Genomic DNA, 18,938 nt, shown 5'->3' with positions numbered 1-18,938 from the left:
GCCGATGAACGCTAATTTCGCTGCCTTCCTCTATCTCGTCTCGGGCGTGCTCTTCATCATGGCGCTGCGCGGCCTGTCGCATCCGACCACCAGCCGCAAGGGCAATACCTACGGCATGGTCGGCATGGGCATCGCGATCGTCACGACGCTGTTTCTGGCACAGCCGTCGATCGGCGGGTTTCTCCTGATCGTCGCAGGTCTGGCCGTCGGCGGCGGTGCCGGCGCCTATATCGCAAAGCGCATCCCGATGACGGCGATGCCGCAGCTCGTGGCAGGCTTTCACTCGCTCGTCGGTCTCGCAGCCGTTCTGGTGGCGGCCGCCGCACTCTATGCCCCGTCCTCCTTCGGCATCGGCGAGGTCGGCTCGATCCCCGCGCAGGCGCTGGTCGAAATGGCGCTCGGCGTGGCGATCGGCGCCATCACCTTCACGGGCTCGATCATCGCCTTCCTGAAGCTGGACGGCCGCATGTCCGGGAAGCCTATCCTTCTGCCCTACCGCCACGCGATCAATCTCGCGCTTGCCGCGCTCGTCGTCTTCTTCATCATCGGGCTGGCGCTCAGCGAAAGCCATTTCGACTTCTGGGCGATCGTCGCGCTGTCGCTGGCGCTCGGCGTGCTGATCATCGTTCCGATCGGCGGCGCGGACATGCCGGTCGTCGTGTCGATGCTGAACTCCTATTCCGGCTGGGCGGCGGCCGGCATCGGCTTCACGCTCGGCAACCTGGCGCTCATCATAACCGGGGCGCTCGTCGGCTCGTCGGGTGCGATCCTCTCCTACATCATGTGCAAGGGCATGAACCGGTCCTTCATCTCGGTGATCCTGGGTGGCTTCGGCGGCGAGACGGCGGCTGCCGGCGGCGACGACGGAGTCCAGAGGACGGTGAAACAGGGCTCGGCCGACGACGCCGCCTTCCTGATGCAGAACGCCTCGAAAGTGATCATCGTGCCGGGCTACGGCATGGCGGTCGCCCAGGCACAGCACGCGCTCCGGGAGCTTGCCGACAAGCTCAAGGAGAACGGCGTCGAGGTGAAATACGCGATCCACCCGGTCGCCGGCCGCATGCCCGGTCATATGAACGTGCTGCTCGCCGAAGCGAACGTCCCCTATGACGAGGTGTTCGAACTGGAGGACATCAATTCGGAATTCGCCCAGGCCGACGTCGCCTATGTCATAGGCGCCAACGACGTCACCAATCCGGCGGCCCGCGACGACAAGTCCTCGCCGATCTACGGCATGCCGATCCTCGACGTCGACAAGGCCAAGACCTGCCTCTTCGTCAAACGTTCGCTCGGCTCCGGCTATGCCGGCATCGACAACACGCTGTTCTACAAGGACGGCACGATGATGCTGCTCGGCGACGCCAAGAAGATGACCGAAGAGATCGTCAAGGCGATCAATCACTGAGGGGAGCGAGGCCGGCCCCTCATCCGGCTGCCGCCACCTTCTCCCCGCAGGCGGGGAGAAGGGATATGCCGCGCCCGCTGGGCATTCCCGTCCCGGATGGGAACCGAAACACCCAATGGCGTCCCCTCTCCCCGCCTGCGGGAGAGGGTTAGGGTGAGGGGCTTTCGTGCCGTGAACCGGCTATCGTCACCGTATCTCGGCTCCGCTCAGCCGCCCGCGATCTCCGGATCCCAGGTGAAGAGTTCCTTCGCTTTGGCAATGCCGCGGAGCGCAAACCGGCCGAGCGAAACGGCATTCGCGCGATGCTCGACCGGGCAGGCCGCGATGAATTCCGAGGACATGATCACATGTCGCTCGACTGAGCGGCACATGGCGGAGATACGGCTCACCTCGTTGACCGCTGGTCCGACGACGGTGAAATCCAGCCGGTCCTGGCTGCCGATATTGCCATAGAAGACCTCGCCGATGTGCAGCCCGAGATAGACGTCGGTGGTCGGCTTTCCTTCATCTAGCCGCCGCGCGTTCAACTCCGAAAGCATGACCCGCAGTTGACGCTCGGCCGCGATGGCGGCGCCGCAGGCCTCGGCCGGTTTGCGGCCGTTGAAGATGGCAAGCACTCCGTCGCCGATAAGCTTCAATACGCTGCCGCCATGATCGTGGACGGCGGTGATCACCATGCCGGAATAGTCGTTCAGAAAGGGGATGACATCCTCCGGCGCGACGCTGTCGGCTATGCGCGTGTAGTTGCGCAGATCGGAGAACCACATGACCGCTTCGATCCGCTCGGCCGAGCCCCTTTCGATGCTGCCCTCGACGACGCGGCGGCCGGCATCCCGTCCGAGATAGACATCCGCAAGCGTCCCGATGATGCGCATGCACGAGGCTGTCTTCACGGCGAGCGCGAGGGTGGGCAACAGCACTCTCAGTGCCGCGATGTCCTCCTCACGGAAGCCGGCTTGCCTTTTTGTGGTCCAATAGGAGTACAGGCAGTCCATCTGCCCTATGCGGCCGCGATCGGTGAAGTGATGTATCATGCTGACGCAGTCGGTGTGGCCCTCTGCCTTGAGCGTGTCGAGCACGGTGAAGGGAATATCCTTCTCCCCGGCAAGGCGGGTGCGGCGTTCGGTTTCATTGTCCCTGAGCATGTGGAAGAAGACGGAGCGCTGCCAGTTGGCCTGAGCCTCGCCGCCGCTGGTCGAGCCGTATTGCACGACCTCGGGAACCTCGTCGCTTTCGCTGTTCCACTGGAAGGCGCGCCCTTCGAACTCCGGGTGCAGCGTGTCGATGATGCCGAGCGCGCGATCTATGGGCAGGCCCGCGGCGTGGCACCGGTCACAGAAGCCGGCAAGAAGGTCCTGCTCCTTCAGGCCTCGAATTCCCTCTTCCGACATCCACTGAACGATGTCGCGGATCAGCTGTTCCTTCATCCTGCATCCCGTCGTGCCGGCGTTACCGCGTCCGGCAACGATCATCACCATCACAGTGCCGCGCCTTGCAGCGGCGCGCAAGGTGGGCCGTACGGATCACGCAATGTGCCGCGGACGGGAGGAGGGGAGAGGAGCCGGCTTCATCGCTCGCGAAGCGATCAGCCGGCCGGCGCCAGGACCAGGTGATCCACGCCGAGGGCGACATTCAGGCCCTCCTGCACCTGGACATTGACCGGTTGCAGCATGAAGGCCCTGTTCGTGCCGCCGGCAATGACCTTCGCTCCGCCACCGACTGCGAAGCTCGCATCGGCGCCGACACCGACATATTCGCCAGCCAGCGCAAATTCGTTCAGCGGAGTGCCGGTTTTCGCCAGCACGTCCCAGATCATGACGGTTTTGCCGGTGGAGCCGATATCCAGGCCGATCTTGGTGATCTTGCCCGCATAGACCCCTCCAGGCGAGCCATCCGCCGGCGAGAAGGTGCACATCAGGTTCTTGGTCGAGGTGACGATAAGCCCGGTGCCGCCTTCCGAGCCGCATGTGAGACGCCCGAGCGTGACGTAATTCTGGGCGGCGGCAGCTCCGGAGAGCGCCGCAAAGGCGATTGCGGTAATGAGGGTCTGTCGAATCATGGCTCGGATCTCCGTGCTGGAGCGTTTCACTGCTCATTCAAACTGTGAAACGCTCGAACCCCTTTGAAACTGCGCGCTTCCGGACGGAAAACCGTTACGCTTCTCCTGGAAGTGCTCTAGGCCATGGTCAAACGGATTGAATTCAGGATGGTTCCGCAACCCTGATCGGCGCAGATGAAACGACGACGCCCGCGACAAGGCCGCGGGCGTATGATGTCCGACGGAGGACTGCGAAGTTTCAGGACATCGCCTTGGCGCGGGCAAGGCCGGCACGCGCCGGCTCGTATTTGGGATCGAGCGACAAGGCATGCGAATAGGACTTCGCCGCCTTGGCCTTGTCGCCGCGGCGCTCGTAGATCAGCGCCTGGTTCGCCCAGGACTCGGCCAGCTTGCCATTCAGGTTGATGGCAGTGTTGAAGTCGGAGAAGGCGTTGTCGTCGTCGCCCTGCGCCACATAGGAGATGCCGCGGCCGTTATAGGGTTCGGGTGAGCTCGGCGAGAGCGAGATTGCCTTGGAGAAATCTTCGATAGCCTGCGCGTGCTGATTGCGCGCCTGATAGATCAGGCCACGATTGTGGTAGGCGCGGGGGTCTGCCGTATCGAGTTCGATCGCCTTGTTGAAGTCGTTGAAGGCGGCGTCGAGCTGGTTCGCCTGACGGTAGAGATTGCCGCGGCCGATATAGGCGACATCGTAATTCGGATTGATCTGCAGTGCCGCATTGTAATCCGCAAGAGCGGCCTGCTGGTTGCCCAGGTTGCGCTGAACCAGCGCCCGATTGGCATAGGCCTGATAGAAGCGCGGGTTGAGCTGGATCGCCTGGTCGAAATCGGCGACCGCCCGGCGGAATTCGCCGGCGCGCCCGTAGGCCGAGCCGCGCACATTGTAGCCCTCGGGGTCGCTCGGATTGGAGGCAATGACGCTCGAGAGCGAGGCGATGTTTTCTTCCGAGCCCTGTGCCCGTTCGACGCGGAACATCGATTCGGGCTTGTCGGTCTGGCATCCTGCGATGAGCAGGGCCGAGCCGAGCACGAGAAAGGCGGCAAGCTTCGGCTTGCGCTGGTGGCGGCGGTTCGCCTCCTCGGTGGTGAGGCCGGAGACGTCCGCAGTCATGGCAGCAAGTGTCAAAGTCGATCCCTCAATGCGACAAGGCCCGAAAGCCATCGGCTTTCCGTTTACGGAGCACGCGAGTGCGGCGGCTGACCGTCGCCAGCTGTCACGCTAGACTGTCGACGGACTGGGTGTCCATACCAAAATGGCGGCGGCGATCCCTCGCCTCCGCCACTTGCATTGGAAAGCGTCGAAAAAAAGACGATCAGCGGGCCACGATGCCTTCGCGCTGCGCCCGCTTGCGGGCCAGCTTGCGAACGCGGCGGACGGCTTCTGCCTTTTCGCGCGCACGCTTCTGGGACGGCTTTTCGTAGAAGTCACGCATCTTCATTTCGCGGAAAATGCCTTCGCGCTGCATCTTTTTCTTAAGAGCGCGGAGCGCCTGATCGACATTGTTATCGCGGACAAGTACCTGCACGTGAATCCCGTTCCTTTGCTTCGAGTTGGTAAGCCTCACCATCAGGTTTGGAGAGGCAATAAATTTGCGTTCGCTGGGCGAGAACCCTACGATTAGAAGAGCGGATAACAGATCGCGTGCCGAAAGTCCAGCGGCGAGAGAAAGCGCGTGGGGAAAAAGCGCCGATGGCTCTGCGGCGGCGGCCGTCGATGTCGCAAGACCGCGCAAGTCCGCCGGATCGCGTCGCAAAAGAAACGTTGCGTGGTCCTCGGATTTGCGATTTCTAACGCCAACGAACGTTACCGGGTTCATGGAGTAGCAGGCGGATGCGCAAATATTCTGTTTTTGCCGTGGCGCGCGAGGCGCTGCGCGGCCACAAGGGGTGGGGCCCGCACTGGGCTTCGCCGGAGCCGCGCAAGCAATATGACGCAATCATCATAGGCGGTGGCGGCCATGGCCTCGGCGCTGCCTATTATCTCGCCAAAGAGCACGGCATCACCAATGTCGCCGTGCTCGAGAAGGGCTGGATCGGCGGCGGCAACACCGGCCGCAACACGACGATCATCCGGTCCAACTATCTCTATGAAGAGAGCATGGACATCTACGAGCATTCGCTGAAGCTCTGGGAAAACCTGTCGCAGGACCTGAACTACAACGTCATGTATTCGCCGCGCGGCGTGATGATGCTGTCGCACAACATCCATGACCAGCAGTCCTTCAAGCGTCACATCAATGCCAACCGGCTCTACGGCATCGACAATGAATGGCTGACGCCGGAACAGGCCAAGGCCTACTGCCCGCCGCTCGACATATCGAAGACTGCCCGCTACCCGATCAACGGCGCGGCACTGCAGCGCCGCGGCGGCACTGCGCGCCATGATGCGGTCGCCTGGGGCTATGCTCGCGCGGCTTCGGATCGCGGCGTCCACATCATCCAGAATTGCGAAGTGACCGGCATCCGCCGCGACGAAACCGGCCGCGTGACCGGCGTCGATACCAATCGCGGCTTCATCGGCGCGAAGAAGGTCGGCATCTCTGCTGCGGGCCACTCGTCGGTCCTGATGCAGATGGCGGATGTGCGCGTGCCGCTGCAGAGCCAGCCGCTGCAGGCGCTCGTCTCCGAACCCTTGAAGCCGATCTTCCCCTGCGTTGTCATGTCGAACTCCGTGCATGCCTATATCTCGCAGTCGGACAAGGGCGAGTTCGTCATCGGCGCCGGCACAGACCAGTACAATTCCTACTCGCAGACCGGCGGCCTGCAGATCATCACGCATACGCTGGATGCGATCTGCGAGCTTTTCCCGATGTTCCGCCGCGTCAAGATGATGCGGCAATGGGGCGGCATCGTCGACGTCACTCAGGATCGTTCGCCGATCCAGGGCGTGACGCCGGTGCCCGGGCTCTACCTCAATGCCGGCTGGGGAACGGGCGGCTTCAAGGCGACGCCGGGTTCGGCCAATCTCTTTGCCCATCTCGTCGCGCGCGGCGAGCCGCACCGGCTTGCCGCGGGGCTCACGCTCGAGCGCTTCCGCACCGGGCGGCTCATCGACGAGGCAGCCGCGGCCGCCGTTGCGCACTAAAGCATGATCCGACGGAGCGAAGCGAAGATCGATGATTACGCTTCAGAGAAAAGAACGTAGAGCGGCCTTGCGCCTTCCAAGAAAGGTGCGGCGCTCTGATCGAGGACATTCCAGATGCTTCTGATTTACTGCCCCTATTGCGAGGAAGAGCGCTCGGAGCTCGAATTCCGCAATGCCGGCGATGCCCATATCGTCAGACCGGCCAACATCGCCGAGATCAGCGACGAGGAGTTCGAGGAATACTTCTTCCTCCGTCAGAATCCGAAAGGGCTTATCTATGAAAGGTGGCGGCATATCCACGGCTGCGGCCGCTTCTTCAATGCGGCCCGCGATACCGTGAGCGACCGCTTCCACGTGACCTACAAGGCCGGTGAGCCGAAGCCCGATCTTAACGCCGAGCCGAAGACGAGCGAAACGGTCGAGACCTACGAGGCGCTGGAAGGAGTGGCAGAATGACCGGGGTCAACCGAATTTCGGGCGCCGGGCGCCTGACGCCGGCGCGCACCGCCCGCTTCACCTTCGACGGCCGGACGCTGACGGCGCTCGAGGGCGACACGATCGCCTCGGCGCTCATCGCCAACGACATCCATCTCGTCGGCCGCTCGTTCAAATATCACCGCCCGCGCGGCATTCTTTCGGCAGGCGCCGAAGAGCCGAATGCGCTGCTCGACGTTTCGCGCGATGCCGCGCGCCGGCAGCCGAACGTCCGCGCCACCGTGCAGGAAGTCTTCGACGGCATGAAGGTGTTGTCGCAGAACCGTTGGCCGTCGCTCGCCTTCGACGTCGGCGGCTTCAACGATCTCCTGTCGCCCTTCTTCGCCGCGGGCTTCTACTACAAGACCTTCATGTGGCCGAAGGCCGCCTGGCACAAGCTCTACGAGCCTTTCATCCGCCGCGCAGCCGGTCTCGGCGTCGCGCCCACGGAGCCCGATCCGGATCATTATTCAAGCCGCTACGTCCATTGCGACGTGCTGGTGGTCGGCGCCGGCGCTGCCGGACTTGCGGCCGCACTCGCGGCCGCGAATGCCGGTGCGAAGGTGATCCTGTGCGACGAGCAGCCGGCTGTCGGCGGCGCCCTGCATTACGACAGCGGCACCATGATCGACGGCAAGCCAGGCTATGACTGGGCGCTGGCGACGGGCAGGGCGCTTGCGGCGATGGACAATGTCACGCTGCTGACCCGCACGACGGCCTTCGGTTACTACAACCACAATTTCGTCGGCCTCGTCGAGCGAGTGACGGACCACCTCCCGGCTCCCGATAAGGGGCTTCCGCGCGAGCGTCTGTGGCAGGTGCGCGCGAAGAAGGTCATTCTCGCCAATGGCGCGATCGAGCGCCACATGGTCTTCGCCAACAACGACCGCCCTGGAATCATGCTGGCCTCGGCCGGCCGCACCTATCTCAACCATTTCGGCGTCGCAGTCGGCAAGAAGGTGGGCATCTATACGGCCCATGATTCCGCCTATGAGGCGGCCTTCGACCTGAGGAAGGCCGGCGTCGACGTTCCCGTGATCGTCGACTGCCGCGACAAGCCGGGCGACATGGTGCTCGCGGAAGCCCGCAGCCTCGGCATCGAGGTGCTGAGCGGCCACTCGGTCGTCGATACCGCCGGCAAGCTCAGGATCGCATCCATGAGTGTCGCTCGCAACGGCGGCGGAGCATCCCGCAAGATCGCGGTCGACGCACTGCTCGTCTCGGCCGGTTGGACCCCCTCGGTGCATCTCTTCTCCCAGTCGCGTGGCAAAGTGACCTTCGATGCGGCGACGGAGCGGTTCCTGCCGGGAACCTATGCACAGGAATGCCTGTCCGTCGGCGCCTGCAACGGCACGGACGACCTGCAGGCGACGATCGACGAGGCGCTTGCCGCCGGTGAACTGGCGGCCCGTGCCGCGGGTGCGGAAGGCGGCGCGCAGGTCGCGCTCTCCGGCCGCAACGCCTTCGAATGGACGGGCGGCATGATCGGCGCGGCGGAAGGCGCGGGTGCGGATAAGACGGTCAAGGCCTTCATCGACTTCCAGCACGACGTCTGCGCCAAGGACATCCGTCTCGCGGTGCGCGAAGGAATGCATTCGATCGAGCATATCAAGCGCTTCACCACCAACGGCATGGCTTCCGACCAGGGCAAGCTTTCCAACATGCACGGTCTCGCGATCGCGGCGGAAGCGCTCGGCAAGGAAATCCCCCAGGTGGGGCTCACGACCTTCCGCCAGCCCTATACGCCGGTGACCTTCGGGACGATCGTCAGCCACTCGCGCGGAAGCCTCTTCGATCCGGCCCGCAAGACGCCCATCCATGCCTGGGAGGAGGCGCAGGGCGCCGAGTTCGAGGATGTCGGCAACTGGAAGCGCGCCTGGTTCTATCCGAAGGCGGGCGAGAATATGCATGAGGCGGTTGCGCGCGAGTGCAAGACCGTTCGCGAAGCGGCCGGCGTCTTCGACGCATCGACCCTCGGCAAGATCGAGGTGGTCGGCCCGGATGCCGCCGAGTTCCTGAACCTCATGTACACCAACGCCTGGGACAATCTGAAGCCCGGCCGCTGCCGCTACGGCATCATGCTGCGCGACGACGGCTTCGTCTACGACGACGGTGTCGTCGGCCGGCTTGCGGAAGATCGCTTCCATGTGACGACGACGACCGGCGGCGCGCCGCGCGTCCTCCACCACATGGAGGACTATCTCCAGACGGAGTTCCCGCATCTGAACGTGTGGCTGACCTCGACGACCGAGCAATGGGCGGTCATCGCCGTGCAGGGTCCGAAGGCGCGCGAGATCATCGCGCCGCTCGTCGAGGGCATCGATCTCTCGAACGAAGCCTTCCCCCATATGAGCGTTGCCGAAGGCCGCATTTGCGGTGTGCCGACCAGGCTCTTCCGCATGTCGTTCACCGGCGAGCTCGGCTTCGAGGTCAACGTACCGGCCGATTACGGCCAGGCCGTGTGGGAGGCGATCTGGGCACGGGCCGAGCCGTTGGGGGCCTGCGCCTACGGCACCGAGACCATGCACGTGCTGCGCGCCGAAAAAGGCTACATCATCGTCGGCCAGGACACGGACGGAACCCTCACGCCGGACGATGCCGGCCTCTCCTGGGCGGTATCGAAGAAGAAGCAGGACTTCGTCGGCATTCGCGGCATGAAGCGCCCCGACCTCGTCAAGGAAGGCCGCAAGCAGCTCGTCGGCCTCCTCACGAAGGACCCGCAGGTGGTGCTGGAGGAAGGGGCGCAGATCGTTGCCGATCCGAACGAACCGAAGCCGATGACCATGCTCGGTCATGTGACCTCGTCCTACTGGTCGCCGAACTGCGGCCGCTCGATCGCGCTCGCGGTCGTCGCCGGCGGCCGCGCGCGCCTCGGCCAGACGCTCTACGTGCCGATGGCCGACCGGACGATCGCCGTCGAGGTGAGCGACATGGTGTTCTTTGACAAGGAAGGAGGTCGCCTCCATGGCTGACCAGGCAATCGCTACCCGCAAAGCCCCGCTTGCCGGCCGCCGTGGCGGCTCGCCGGCGGCAATCCCGACGCCGGCGGAGCCGGCCTCGCGCGTATCGCTGCGCGCCGGGGCCGACGCGGTTCCCGCACTCTCGGCGGCGCTCGGCGTGACCATTCCCGTGCGGCCCAAGACGTCCGCCTCGACCGGCCGGCGTCATGTTCTCTGGCTCGGTCCCGATGAGTGGCTGGTGATCGACGAGGACGGCGCCGACCTGATGGCGGCGGCGGCCTCGAGCGGGACGGTGCACGCGGCCGTCGACGTTTCGCACCGGAACACGGCCGTCATCGTCAGCGGGCCGGGCGCGGAAGCGGCAATCAACAGCGGCTGCCCGCAGGACCTTTCGCTCTCCATTTTCCCCATCGGAGCCTGCTCGCGCACGATCTTCGGCAAGGCGGAAATCGTTCTCTTCCGAACCGCCGAGGATACGTTCCGTGTCGAGTGCTGGCGGTCGTTCTCGCCCTTCGTGTTCGGGCTGCTGGCCGAAGGCGCGGAAGACGCGGGGCACTGACGGGCAAATTCCGGCCCCTCATCCGGCCTGCCGGGCACCTTCTCCCCGCAAGCGGGGCGAAGGGGACTCGTCGCAACCTCCAATTCCTTTCTCACCGTAGTAAGGGGACGAGGCGGTGCCGCATCTCCCTTCTCCCCGTAAAACGGGAAGAAGGTGCCGGCAGCCGGATGAAGGGCATTCCATCCTCACGAACGGATGGCTAAGTTCTGCCGGTCGAACCGGGATTCGGAAACGGGAGGAGCGAGCTTGAAGACGCGTGCGGCGGTGCTGAGGAAGTCACCGGTCGAGAGACCCTATGCCCATACGAGACCGCTCTCGATCGAAACGATCGATCTCGCCCCGCCGGGACCGGACGAGTTGCTCGTCAAGATCGGTGCGGCCGGGCTTTGCCACTCGGACCTGTCGGTCATAAACGGCGACCGGCCGCGGCCGGTGCCGATGGCGCTCGGTCACGAAGCCGCCGGAACGGTGGAGGCGGTCGGGAGCGGCGTGCGCGACATCTCCCCGGGAGACCGGGTGGTGATGAGCTTCATGCCGAGCTGCGGCCATTGCCTTCCCTGCGCTGAAGGCCGGCCGGCACTGTGCGTTCCTGGAGCGGAAGCGAACGGCAAGGGCACGCTGCTTTCCGGCGAGCGCCGGCTCTCTTGCGGGGAGGTCACCGTCAATCACCATCTCGGCGTCTCCGGATTCGCCGATTATGCGGTGGTTTCCCGCCACTCCGCGGTCAAGATCGAGGCGGATCTGCCGATGGTGGAGGCGGCTCTGTTCGGCTGTGCGGTGCTGACCGGCGTCGGTGCGGTCGTCAATACGTGCCGGGTGCGGCCGGGCGAATCCGTTGCCGTGATCGGGTTGGGCGGGGTCGGGCTGGCAGCCCTTCTCGGGGCCGTCGCCGCCGGCGCCGAACGTATCGTCGCCATCGATCTCGCGGAGGACAAGCTGAAGCTCGCCCGCTCGCTCGGTGCGACCGACACCTTCCTCGCAGCCGATCCGGATGCGGCCGAGAATATCCGCCAGGCGACCCGGGGCGGCGTCGATCACGCGATCGAAGCGGCGGGCTCCGTCAGAGCCTTCGAACTTGCGTATCGCATCACGCGGCGAGGCGGGCTCACGGTTTCCGCGGGCCTTGCCCATCCTTCGAGCCAGATCTCCATCCCCGCGGTGAGCCTCGTGGCCGAAGAGCGCAGCGTGCGCGGCAGTTACATGGGAAGCTGCGTTCCGGCTCGGGACATACCGCGCTTCATCGCCCTCTACGAGCGCGGCAGGCTCCCGGTCGACCGGCTGCTGTCGAGCACCGGGCCGCTGGAAGAAATCAACGAGGCCTTCGACCTTCTCGATCAGGGCCGCGTGATCCGCCACGTGATCACCTTCTGACGGCTCACATGAGCGATCAACTGCGGCTTTCCGGCCATCCTTTCCAATCGACCCATCGGCCGTGGAAATCCGCACGGCCGACGGCATGCGTCTCGCCGGCAGGCCATATCTGAAGCGATAGGGCTGCTCCAGGTGTCTGTCCGTCCGCCTCCATTTGCAGCCGGGCGATCGGCGCCTCCTGCGTCGCCGCCGCGCCGGCGGCAGCAATCAAGGCGTCTCCTTCTTTCCGGGCGGCTTCCGGCAGATACTGCCAGGCAATCGAATGGTAGACGACGTGGGCAGCGCCCGGATAGATGCGCGCCAGCCGCGTTTTCAGCCAGTCGATGGCATCCGCCCGTTCAACCGGATTGCTCCGTGATGCGGCAATTTTCAGCGCTTGCCTGGTGCGATCGATCCGATCCTGCTGGTCTGCCCAGATGTAGGAGAGAAGCCGCAGCCGATCGTCGCCGTCCGCCGCATTGAGCGGATGGAGGTCGCAGCCGGCTCGGTCGATGATTTCGACGGGCCGGAGGGGAGGAGGTCCGCCAGACCATTCAGGGGCAATGACCACAGCAGCGGCTTCATCGCCCCAGCGGCCACTTGCCAGATCGTAACGATAACGGTCCCAGTGCAGGTTCAAACCGGCGCTGGCGCCGATCTCCGAGATGACAAGCGGCTTCCCGAAAAGCTGCGCTACCGTAAGGAATCCGGGAAGCAGGGCGCCGGAGCGCCGCACTTCGTTCGTCTGCGGCGCTGAGGTGAGCCGGTCGAGAAGGAAGCCGGGTTCCTGTCGGATGGCCTGATCGATCGCCCGCCAGAGGGTTTCGTCATCGGCGGAGTTCGGCGGGTAACTTGCTCCGAGGCTTTCGCTGCGGCCCGAGAGAACCAAGGCATGCAGGGCACCGGCAAGGCGAAGGGCGACAGAATCGCCCTTGGAGGTCGGATCGCCGCGCCAGCCGAGAATCCGCTCCCCGACCGCCGAGCTCGCATCCAGCCGGTCGGCCACCAGACGGCAGAGCCGGGCGGTAAAAGGCGAACCCAGTTCGTCGCAGGACTTCGCCTGACCGCGGAAGGCGTTGCGTACGCACGTCTCGCCCGCCACCGGTTCAGACATCGGCCGGACGGTCCTTCGGGTCGAACTGGATGATCGTCTGCCAGGTGGCGGTCAAGGCCGGTTTTCTTTCGCCCTCGATTTCGACCGTGACGTCATAGGTGATCATCAGCATTCCGGCCCCGCGGAAGCGTGCATCTGCCATGGTGAAGCGGCCGCGCACGCGCGCGCCGCTCTTGACCGGCGCCACGAAGCGCACCTTCTCGAAGCCGTAATTGATGCCCATCGTCTGCTCGCGGATCTTGGGCAGGCAATTGTAGTTCATCGCCGAAAGCAGCGACAGCGAGAGGAAACCATGCGCAATGGTGCCGCCGAAAGGCGTCTCCGCCGCGGCGCGCACCGGGTCGGTATGGATGAACTGGAAGTCACTCGTCGCCTCGGCAAAACGGTCGATCGTCTGCTGCGTCACGGTGATCCAGTCGGAGACGCCGAGCTCCTTGCCGATCAGATCCTTGATATCGGAAAGTGAAATATCCTGCGGCATATGATTTTCCTGAAATGGGCCTCCCCGCTGATCTATAGGCCGGCTCGGCAAGGTCTAGCAAGTGGTCCTAAGTCTTGAGATGGTTTCACTGTTTTCATGAAACAGCGAAACCATCCAACTCTCTGGAACTGGGCACTTCCGGACAGAAACCGTTAGATGCGTTTCCTGGAAATGCTCTCGAAAACCTCGACGAGAAAGGTGACCGAACGGGCCGGTGCGAAGGATGGAACGGTAAGGTCCGAGAGTGCGTCGCGCCATTCGCCCTCGATGCTTGAAGGCAGGCGGAACGGGTGCGGAGCGTGGCTGCGGTTGATGACCACCGCAAGTCGGGTCGGGCGCTTCTGACGGCGATCTTCGGTCGCGAGCATCACGACGAGATTGTCGGTTGCTGGGTGCTCCCAATCCTCCACCGTCAGCGGCTCCCCGTCGAGGCGCAGCCAGGCGACGTCGCCGTTGCCCGTGAAGAAACCGGTCTCGCCGAAGACCGAGAAGCGCCGGCGCATGGCGGAAAGCCTGGCGGTGTGCTCGACGAGCTTATCGTCGAGTTTGCTCCAGTCGAGCCAGGTCACGGCATTGTCCTGCGCATAGGCATTGTTGTTGCCGCCCTGGCTGCGCCCGCCTTCGTCGCCGGCCGTCAGCATGATTGCGCCGCGCGAGGTGAAGAGCGTGCCGAGGAGCGCCATGACGTCGCGTTGCCGGAAGGCGGCGATCTCCGGATCTCCGGTCGCGCCCTCGGCGCCGTTATTCCAGGAAAAGTTCTCGTCGTGGCCGTCACGATTGCCTTCGCCGTTCGCCTCATTGTGCTTGCGGGCGTAGGAAACGAGATCCATCAGAGTGAAGCCGTCATGGGCGGCGATGAAGTTGACGCTGCGCGTGGCCGTCTCGCCCCAGCGGGAAAAGCTGTCCGAGGAGCCGGCAAGCGCGGTCGCAAGGACGCCGACCGCGTGCCGGTCGCCGCGCCAGTAGCGGCGGATGTCGTCGCGGGCCCGGTCGTTCCATTCGAGGAAGGAATGAGGGAAATTGCCGAGCTGGTAGCCGCCGGGGCCGGTGTCCCAGGGCTCGGCGATGAGCACGCGGCCGCAAAGGATGGGGTCGGCGGAGATGGCCGAGAAAAGCGCGGCATCGCGGCGGAAGCCGCCCATGTCGCGGCCGAGGATCGATGCGAGGTCGAAGCGGAAGCCGTCGACGCCGGCAGCAAGAACGAAATGGCGCAGGCTGTCGAGGATCAGACGCTGGACGACAGGATGGTCGCAGGCGATCGTGTTGCCGCAGCCGGTGTCGTTGATGAGCTCGCCCGGGCGGCCCGCCGCGTGGCGATAATAGGTCAGGTTGTCGAGCCCGCGCATCGAAAGCGTTGCACCGAAGCGATCGCTCTCCCCGGAGTGGTTGAAAACGAGATCGAGGACGACGCCGATACCGGCCTGGTGCAGGACCTCCACGGTCCTGCGCAGTTCCTCGATGCCGCCGGGCACCAGGCGTGGACCGAGCGCCATAGGCGCGATCGGATTGTAACCCCAGCCATTGTGGAGACCGAGCGGAGGCAAGTGCCGCTCATCGATCCAGGCCACGACCGGCATGAGTTCGACCGCGGAAACGCCGAGGCTTGTGAGGTGATCGATGATGACGGGTTCGGCGAGAGCAGCCACCGTGCCACGCTTCCTTTCGGGCACGCCCGGATGAAGGATGGTGAACGGTTTGACTGCAATCTCGTAGATCAGTCCCCCGGCCTGAAATAGCGGCGGCCTCGGCTCTAGCGGTTTCACCTCGGTCACGATGGCCTTCGGCACGAGGTCCGCCGTCTCCTCGCCGAAGACCGTCAGCCGCTGGTCGTGACGAAAGGGCCGGTCGAGTTGCGCCGCATAAGGGTCGACCAGAAGTTTCGACGGATCGAACCAAAGCCCGTGGTCCGGCGAGTAGACCCCGTCGGCGCGCAAGCCGTAGCGGGTGCCGGCAGCTATGTCAGGCAGCTCGATGCTGTGGACATCGCCGTCGCGCAGCATCGGCAGGCGGCTGAGTTCGGTGTTGCCCGCTTCGTCGAACAGGCAGAGATCGATGCGGGCGGCATTGTGCGACCAGACCGCAAAGCGCGTCCCGTCGGGTGTGCGCGTCACGCCGAGAGGTGGAATTCCGGTCGTCGGCATGGGGGTGCTTCCCTTCTTGACACTGAGTTGAAGACAGTGGCCCGCTTACCCCTCTGGCCTGCCGGCCATCTCCCCCACAAGGGGGAGAATACACGCGGCTGCCTCGCGCTCGACAGACAGGTCGCTGAAGGCGGAATGCTTGGTCAGAGCGAGAAGCGTGCCGCATCCTTTCTCCCCCTTGTGGGGGAGATGGCCGGCAGGCCAGAGGGGGTAAAGCGGCGTGCACCCTCAGGTGATGACGCTCGGTTCATCGCGGCCGGTGTTCGCCTTGATCTCGGCGATCTCGTCGGCAACGGCGATCAGATCGGCAAGCGCTTCCTGGGTGTCGAGATCGTGGCGGGTCGGATCCGGCTCGTAGCGCTCGATATAGACGCGCAGCGTCGCACCCGACGTCCCCGTGCCCGACAGGCGGAAGACGACGCGGGATCCGCCCTTGAAGAGGATGCGGACGCCCTGGTTCTTGCTGACCGATTTGTCGACCGGATCGTGGTAGGAGAAATCGTCGGCCGTCTCGACCGTGAGCGCGCCGAAGCTCTTGCCGGGCAGCGCGGCGAGCTTGTCGCGGAGCGCGGCAATCAGGCCGTTCGCCGCATCGGTGTCGACCTCTTCGTAGTCGTGGCGGGAATAATAGTTGCGGCCGTAGGTCGCCCAGTGCTTGCGGGCGATTTCGAGTGCGCTTTCCTTGCGCGCGGCGAGGATGTTGAGCCAGAGCAGCACGGCCCAGAGCCCGTCCTTCTCGCGTACATGGTTCGATCCGGTGCCGGCGCTTTCCTCGCCACAGATCGTCGCCAAGCCCTCGTCGAGCAGGTTGCCGAAGAACTTCCACCCGGTCGGCGTTTCATAGATGCCGACGCCGAGCTTTTCGGCGACACGGTCGGCCGCGCCGCTCGTCGGCATGGAGCGAGCGATCCCGGCAAGTCCCTTGGCATAGCCCGGCGCCAGATGCGCATTGGCGGCAAGCATGGCGAGGCTGTCGGACGGCGTGACGAAGATTCCCTTGCCGATGATCAGATTCCGGTCGCCGTCGCCATCGGAGGCGGCGCCGAAATCGGGCGCATCCGGCGCCATCATCGTCTCGTAGAGTGCTCGGGCGTGGACGAGATTCGGGTCCGGATGATGGCCGCCGAAGTCGGGCAGCGGTATGAAGTTCATGACCGAGCCCTTCGGCGCGCCGAGCCGTTTTTCGATGATCTCCTTGGCATAGGGCCCGGTGACCGCGCTCATCGCGTCGAACACGACTCGGAAGCCGCCGGCGATCAGCTTGCGGATCGCGTCGAAGTCGAACAGGCTCTCCATCAGTTCCGCATAGTCGGCGACGGGATCGATGACCGTCACCGTCATATCCTCGACCTGCTGGTTGCCTTCGACGTCGAGATTGACGTCGGGCGCGTCGGCGATCTTGTAGCTGTCGATCGCCTTGCTGCGGGAGTAGATCGCGTCCGTGACCTTTTCGGGAGCCGGGCCGCCGTTGCCGACATTGTACTTGATGCCGAAGTCCTCGGTCGGTCCGCCGGGATTGTGGCTCGCCGAGAGCACGATGCCGCCGAAGGCCTTGTATTTGCGGATGACATTGGAGGCGGCAGGCGTCGAGAGGATGCCGCCGCGGCCGACGAGCACGCGGCCGAAGCCGTTCGCCGCCGCCATCTTGACGGCTTTCTGGATCACCTCGCGGTTGTAGTAGCGGCCGTCGCCGCCGATCACCAGCGTCTGGCCTTCGAAGCCCTCGAGCGAGTCGAAAATCGACTGGATGAAGTTCTCGGCATAGTTCTTCTGCTGGAAGACCGGGACTTTCTTGCGCAGGCCCGAGGTGCCGGGTTTCTGGTCCCCATAGGGGTTGGTCGAGACGGTTCTTATCATCTGTTTAGCCTTTCGCGAGAAGAGCGGAGTAAAGCGAGACGTAGCGTTCCGCGCTTTTGGCCCAGGAAACGTCGGATTTCATGCCCTGGTTCTGCAGGCGTGCCCAGAGCTTGGGTTCATTGTATGCGCGCAGGACGCGCCGGATCGCAAGCCTTAGCCCGTCGGTCGTCACCGGCAGGAAATGAAAGCCGGTGGCGCACTTCGCCGACAGCGCCGCCTCGTTGGCGTCGATGATGGTGTCGGTGAGACCACCGGTGCGGGCCACGACTGGAACGCAACCATAGCGCAGGCCATAGAGCTGCGTCAGGCCGCAGGGTTCGAAACGCGACGGAATGAGGATCGCATCGGCGCCTGCCTGCATGAGATGCGACAGCGGCTCGTCATAACCGGTCACCATGCCGATATGCCCGCGGTGGCGCGACGCGGCCGCCATAAGCGCGCTTTCGAGCGCCGGATCGCCCGAGCCGAGCACGACGAGCTTGCCGCCGAGTGCCACGATATCGTCGGCGGCTTCGGCGACGAGGTCCATGCCTTTCTGCCAGGTGAGGCGGCTGATGACGCAGAAGATCGGCCCCGGACCTTTTTCGAGGCCGAAACGCTCTTCCAGCGCCTTGCGGTTGCCGGCGCGCCGTTTGAGCGTTCCCGGCCCGTAATGCGCCGGAATGTGCGGGTCCGTCTGCGGGTCCCACGTGTCTCCGTCGATGCCGTTGACGATGCCCGTCAGGTCCGCGACACGGCTCGACAGGAGTCCATCAAGACCCATGCCGAATTCGGGCGTCAGGATTTCCTGCGCATATGAAGGGCTGACCGTGGTGATTGCGCTTGCCGTCTGCAGGCCGCCTTTGAGGAAGCCGACATCGCCGTAATATTCGACGAATTGCGTGGAGAAGGCATCCGGAGGCAGCGCCAGTTCCGGGAACACCGAGGCGCCGAACTGACCCTGGAAGGCGATGTTGTGGATCGTCATCACCGTCGGCAGGTCCGGCGCCGGGCCGAAGCGCATATAGACGGGGGTGAGCGCCGTCTGCCAGTCGTGGACGTGAACGATGTCCGGCTTCCAGTTGGGGATGATGCCGTTCCCCGCGATCTCCGCAGCTGCCAGCGAGAGTGCGGCGAAGCGCCGGAAATTATCGGGATAATCGCGCCCGGTCGAATCGAGATAAGGGCCGCCGTCCCGTGCATAGAGTGCGGGCTGGTCGAGGACGAGCAGGTCCACTCCGTTGACCTCGGCGGCAAGCACCGTGGCTGGATGGCCGAAGAGATTGTCGAATCGGCCGACCGGTTTTTTCTTCTTCAGCTTCTTCAGCACCGAGGGATAGCCGGGCACCAGCGTGCGCGTCCGCACACCATGCGGGAGAAGTGCGGAGGGCAGCGCGCCGACGACATCGGCGAGGCCCCCCGTCTTCACCAGCGGGTAGACTTCGGACGCAACTGACAGGATGTTCATACTCGG

At 64.5% G+C, this 18,938-nt stretch carries 15 protein-coding genes; 6 read left to right on the top strand and 9 right to left on the bottom strand.

Annotation, left to right across the window (positions count from 1 at the left end; genetic code table 11):
* Positions 1 to 4: 4 nt before the first annotated feature.
* Positions 5 to 1,405 (top strand): NAD(P)(+) transhydrogenase (Re/Si-specific) subunit beta, encoded by a 1,401-nt coding sequence (locus tag PZL22_RS15860; RefSeq protein WP_003528935.1) that lies wholly within the window; start codon positions 5 to 7, stop codon positions 1,403 to 1,405.
* 206 nt (positions 1,406 to 1,611) lie between these two features.
* Here the strand turns inward: PZL22_RS15860 and PZL22_RS15855 are convergent, their stop codons facing one another.
* From PZL22_RS15855 to rpsU, 4 genes are all read right to left on the bottom strand, one after another.
* Positions 1,612 to 2,883: an adenylate/guanylate cyclase domain-containing protein gene (locus tag PZL22_RS15855; RefSeq protein ID WP_003533877.1), complete on the bottom strand. Its 1,272-nt coding sequence runs from the start codon at positions 2,881 to 2,883 to the stop codon at positions 1,612 to 1,614.
* A gap of 107 nt (positions 2,884 to 2,990) precedes the next feature.
* Positions 2,991 to 3,464, bottom strand: a complete 474-nt coding sequence (locus PZL22_RS15850; protein ID WP_003533879.1) for a DUF992 domain-containing protein — start codon at positions 3,462 to 3,464, stop codon at positions 2,991 to 2,993.
* 238 nt (positions 3,465 to 3,702) lie between these two features.
* Positions 3,703 to 4,626, bottom strand: coding sequence for a tetratricopeptide repeat protein (locus PZL22_RS15845; RefSeq protein WP_050543923.1), 924 nt, complete (start codon positions 4,624 to 4,626; stop codon positions 3,703 to 3,705).
* A gap of 151 nt (positions 4,627 to 4,777) precedes the next feature.
* Positions 4,778 to 4,990 carry a 30S ribosomal protein S21 gene (rpsU, locus tag PZL22_RS15840; RefSeq protein WP_003533884.1) on the bottom strand — a complete coding sequence of 71 codons (213 nt, stop codon included), beginning with the start codon at positions 4,988 to 4,990 and terminating at the stop codon, positions 4,778 to 4,780.
* Positions 4,991 to 5,295: 305 nt separating this feature from the next.
* Here rpsU and PZL22_RS15835 point away from each other — a divergent pair, with 305 nt between their 5' ends.
* From PZL22_RS15835 to PZL22_RS15815, 5 genes are all read left to right on the top strand, one after another.
* Positions 5,296 to 6,549: a sarcosine oxidase subunit beta family protein gene (locus PZL22_RS15835; protein WP_003533886.1), complete on the top strand. Its 1,254-nt coding sequence runs from the start codon at positions 5,296 to 5,298 to the stop codon at positions 6,547 to 6,549.
* A gap of 114 nt (positions 6,550 to 6,663) precedes the next feature.
* The gene (locus tag PZL22_RS15830) at positions 6,664 to 7,005 is read left to right on the top strand and encodes a sarcosine oxidase subunit delta (RefSeq protein WP_003533888.1); all 342 of its coding nucleotides are present in this window, start codon (positions 6,664 to 6,666) and stop codon (positions 7,003 to 7,005) included.
* Positions 7,002 to 9,995 carry a sarcosine oxidase subunit alpha gene (locus tag PZL22_RS15825; protein ID WP_003533890.1) on the top strand — a complete coding sequence of 998 codons (2,994 nt, stop codon included), beginning with the start codon at positions 7,002 to 7,004 and terminating at the stop codon, positions 9,993 to 9,995. The genes PZL22_RS15830 and PZL22_RS15825 overlap by 4 nt, the downstream gene beginning before the upstream one ends.
* Complete coding sequence (locus PZL22_RS15820) at positions 9,988 to 10,542, top strand: sarcosine oxidase subunit gamma (protein ID WP_003533892.1); 555 nt, start codon at positions 9,988 to 9,990, stop codon at positions 10,540 to 10,542. Before PZL22_RS15825 ends, PZL22_RS15820 begins: the two co-directional genes overlap by 8 nt.
* A gap of 246 nt (positions 10,543 to 10,788) precedes the next feature.
* Positions 10,789 to 11,913: a zinc-dependent alcohol dehydrogenase family protein gene (locus tag PZL22_RS15815; protein ID WP_003533894.1), complete on the top strand. Its 1,125-nt coding sequence runs from the start codon at positions 10,789 to 10,791 to the stop codon at positions 11,911 to 11,913.
* A gap of 16 nt (positions 11,914 to 11,929) precedes the next feature.
* On the opposite strand, the gene PZL22_RS15810 is transcribed toward PZL22_RS15815, so the two are convergent.
* The 5 genes from PZL22_RS15810 to glgA form a co-directional block, all read right to left on the bottom strand.
* Entirely contained in the window at positions 11,930 to 13,006 is a 1,077-nt protein-coding gene (locus tag PZL22_RS15810) for a DUF2332 domain-containing protein (RefSeq protein WP_003533896.1), read from the bottom strand.
* Complete coding sequence (locus PZL22_RS15805) at positions 12,999 to 13,487, bottom strand: MaoC family dehydratase (protein WP_003533898.1); 489 nt, start codon at positions 13,485 to 13,487, stop codon at positions 12,999 to 13,001. The genes PZL22_RS15810 and PZL22_RS15805 overlap by 8 nt, the downstream gene beginning before the upstream one ends.
* A gap of 152 nt (positions 13,488 to 13,639) precedes the next feature.
* Positions 13,640 to 15,628, bottom strand: a complete 1,989-nt coding sequence (glgX, locus tag PZL22_RS15800; protein WP_003533901.1) for a glycogen debranching protein GlgX — start codon at positions 15,626 to 15,628, stop codon at positions 13,640 to 13,642.
* 228 nt (positions 15,629 to 15,856) lie between these two features.
* Entirely contained in the window at positions 15,857 to 17,485 is a 1,629-nt protein-coding gene (locus tag PZL22_RS15795) for an alpha-D-glucose phosphate-specific phosphoglucomutase (protein WP_003533902.1), read from the bottom strand.
* Between the two features lie 4 nt (positions 17,486 to 17,489).
* The gene (gene glgA, locus PZL22_RS15790; protein ID WP_003533904.1) at positions 17,490 to 18,932 is read right to left on the bottom strand and encodes a glycogen synthase GlgA; all 1,443 of its coding nucleotides are present in this window, start codon (positions 18,930 to 18,932) and stop codon (positions 17,490 to 17,492) included.
* Positions 18,933 to 18,938 lie beyond the last annotated feature (6 nt).

Origin of the sequence: Ensifer meliloti, from assembly GCF_030064585.1 — a bacterium.
Lineage (GTDB): Bacteria > Pseudomonadota > Alphaproteobacteria > Rhizobiales > Rhizobiaceae > Sinorhizobium > Sinorhizobium meliloti.
Note: the sequence above shows the minus strand (reverse complement) of the source record. Positions and strands in the feature narration are given on the sequence as shown.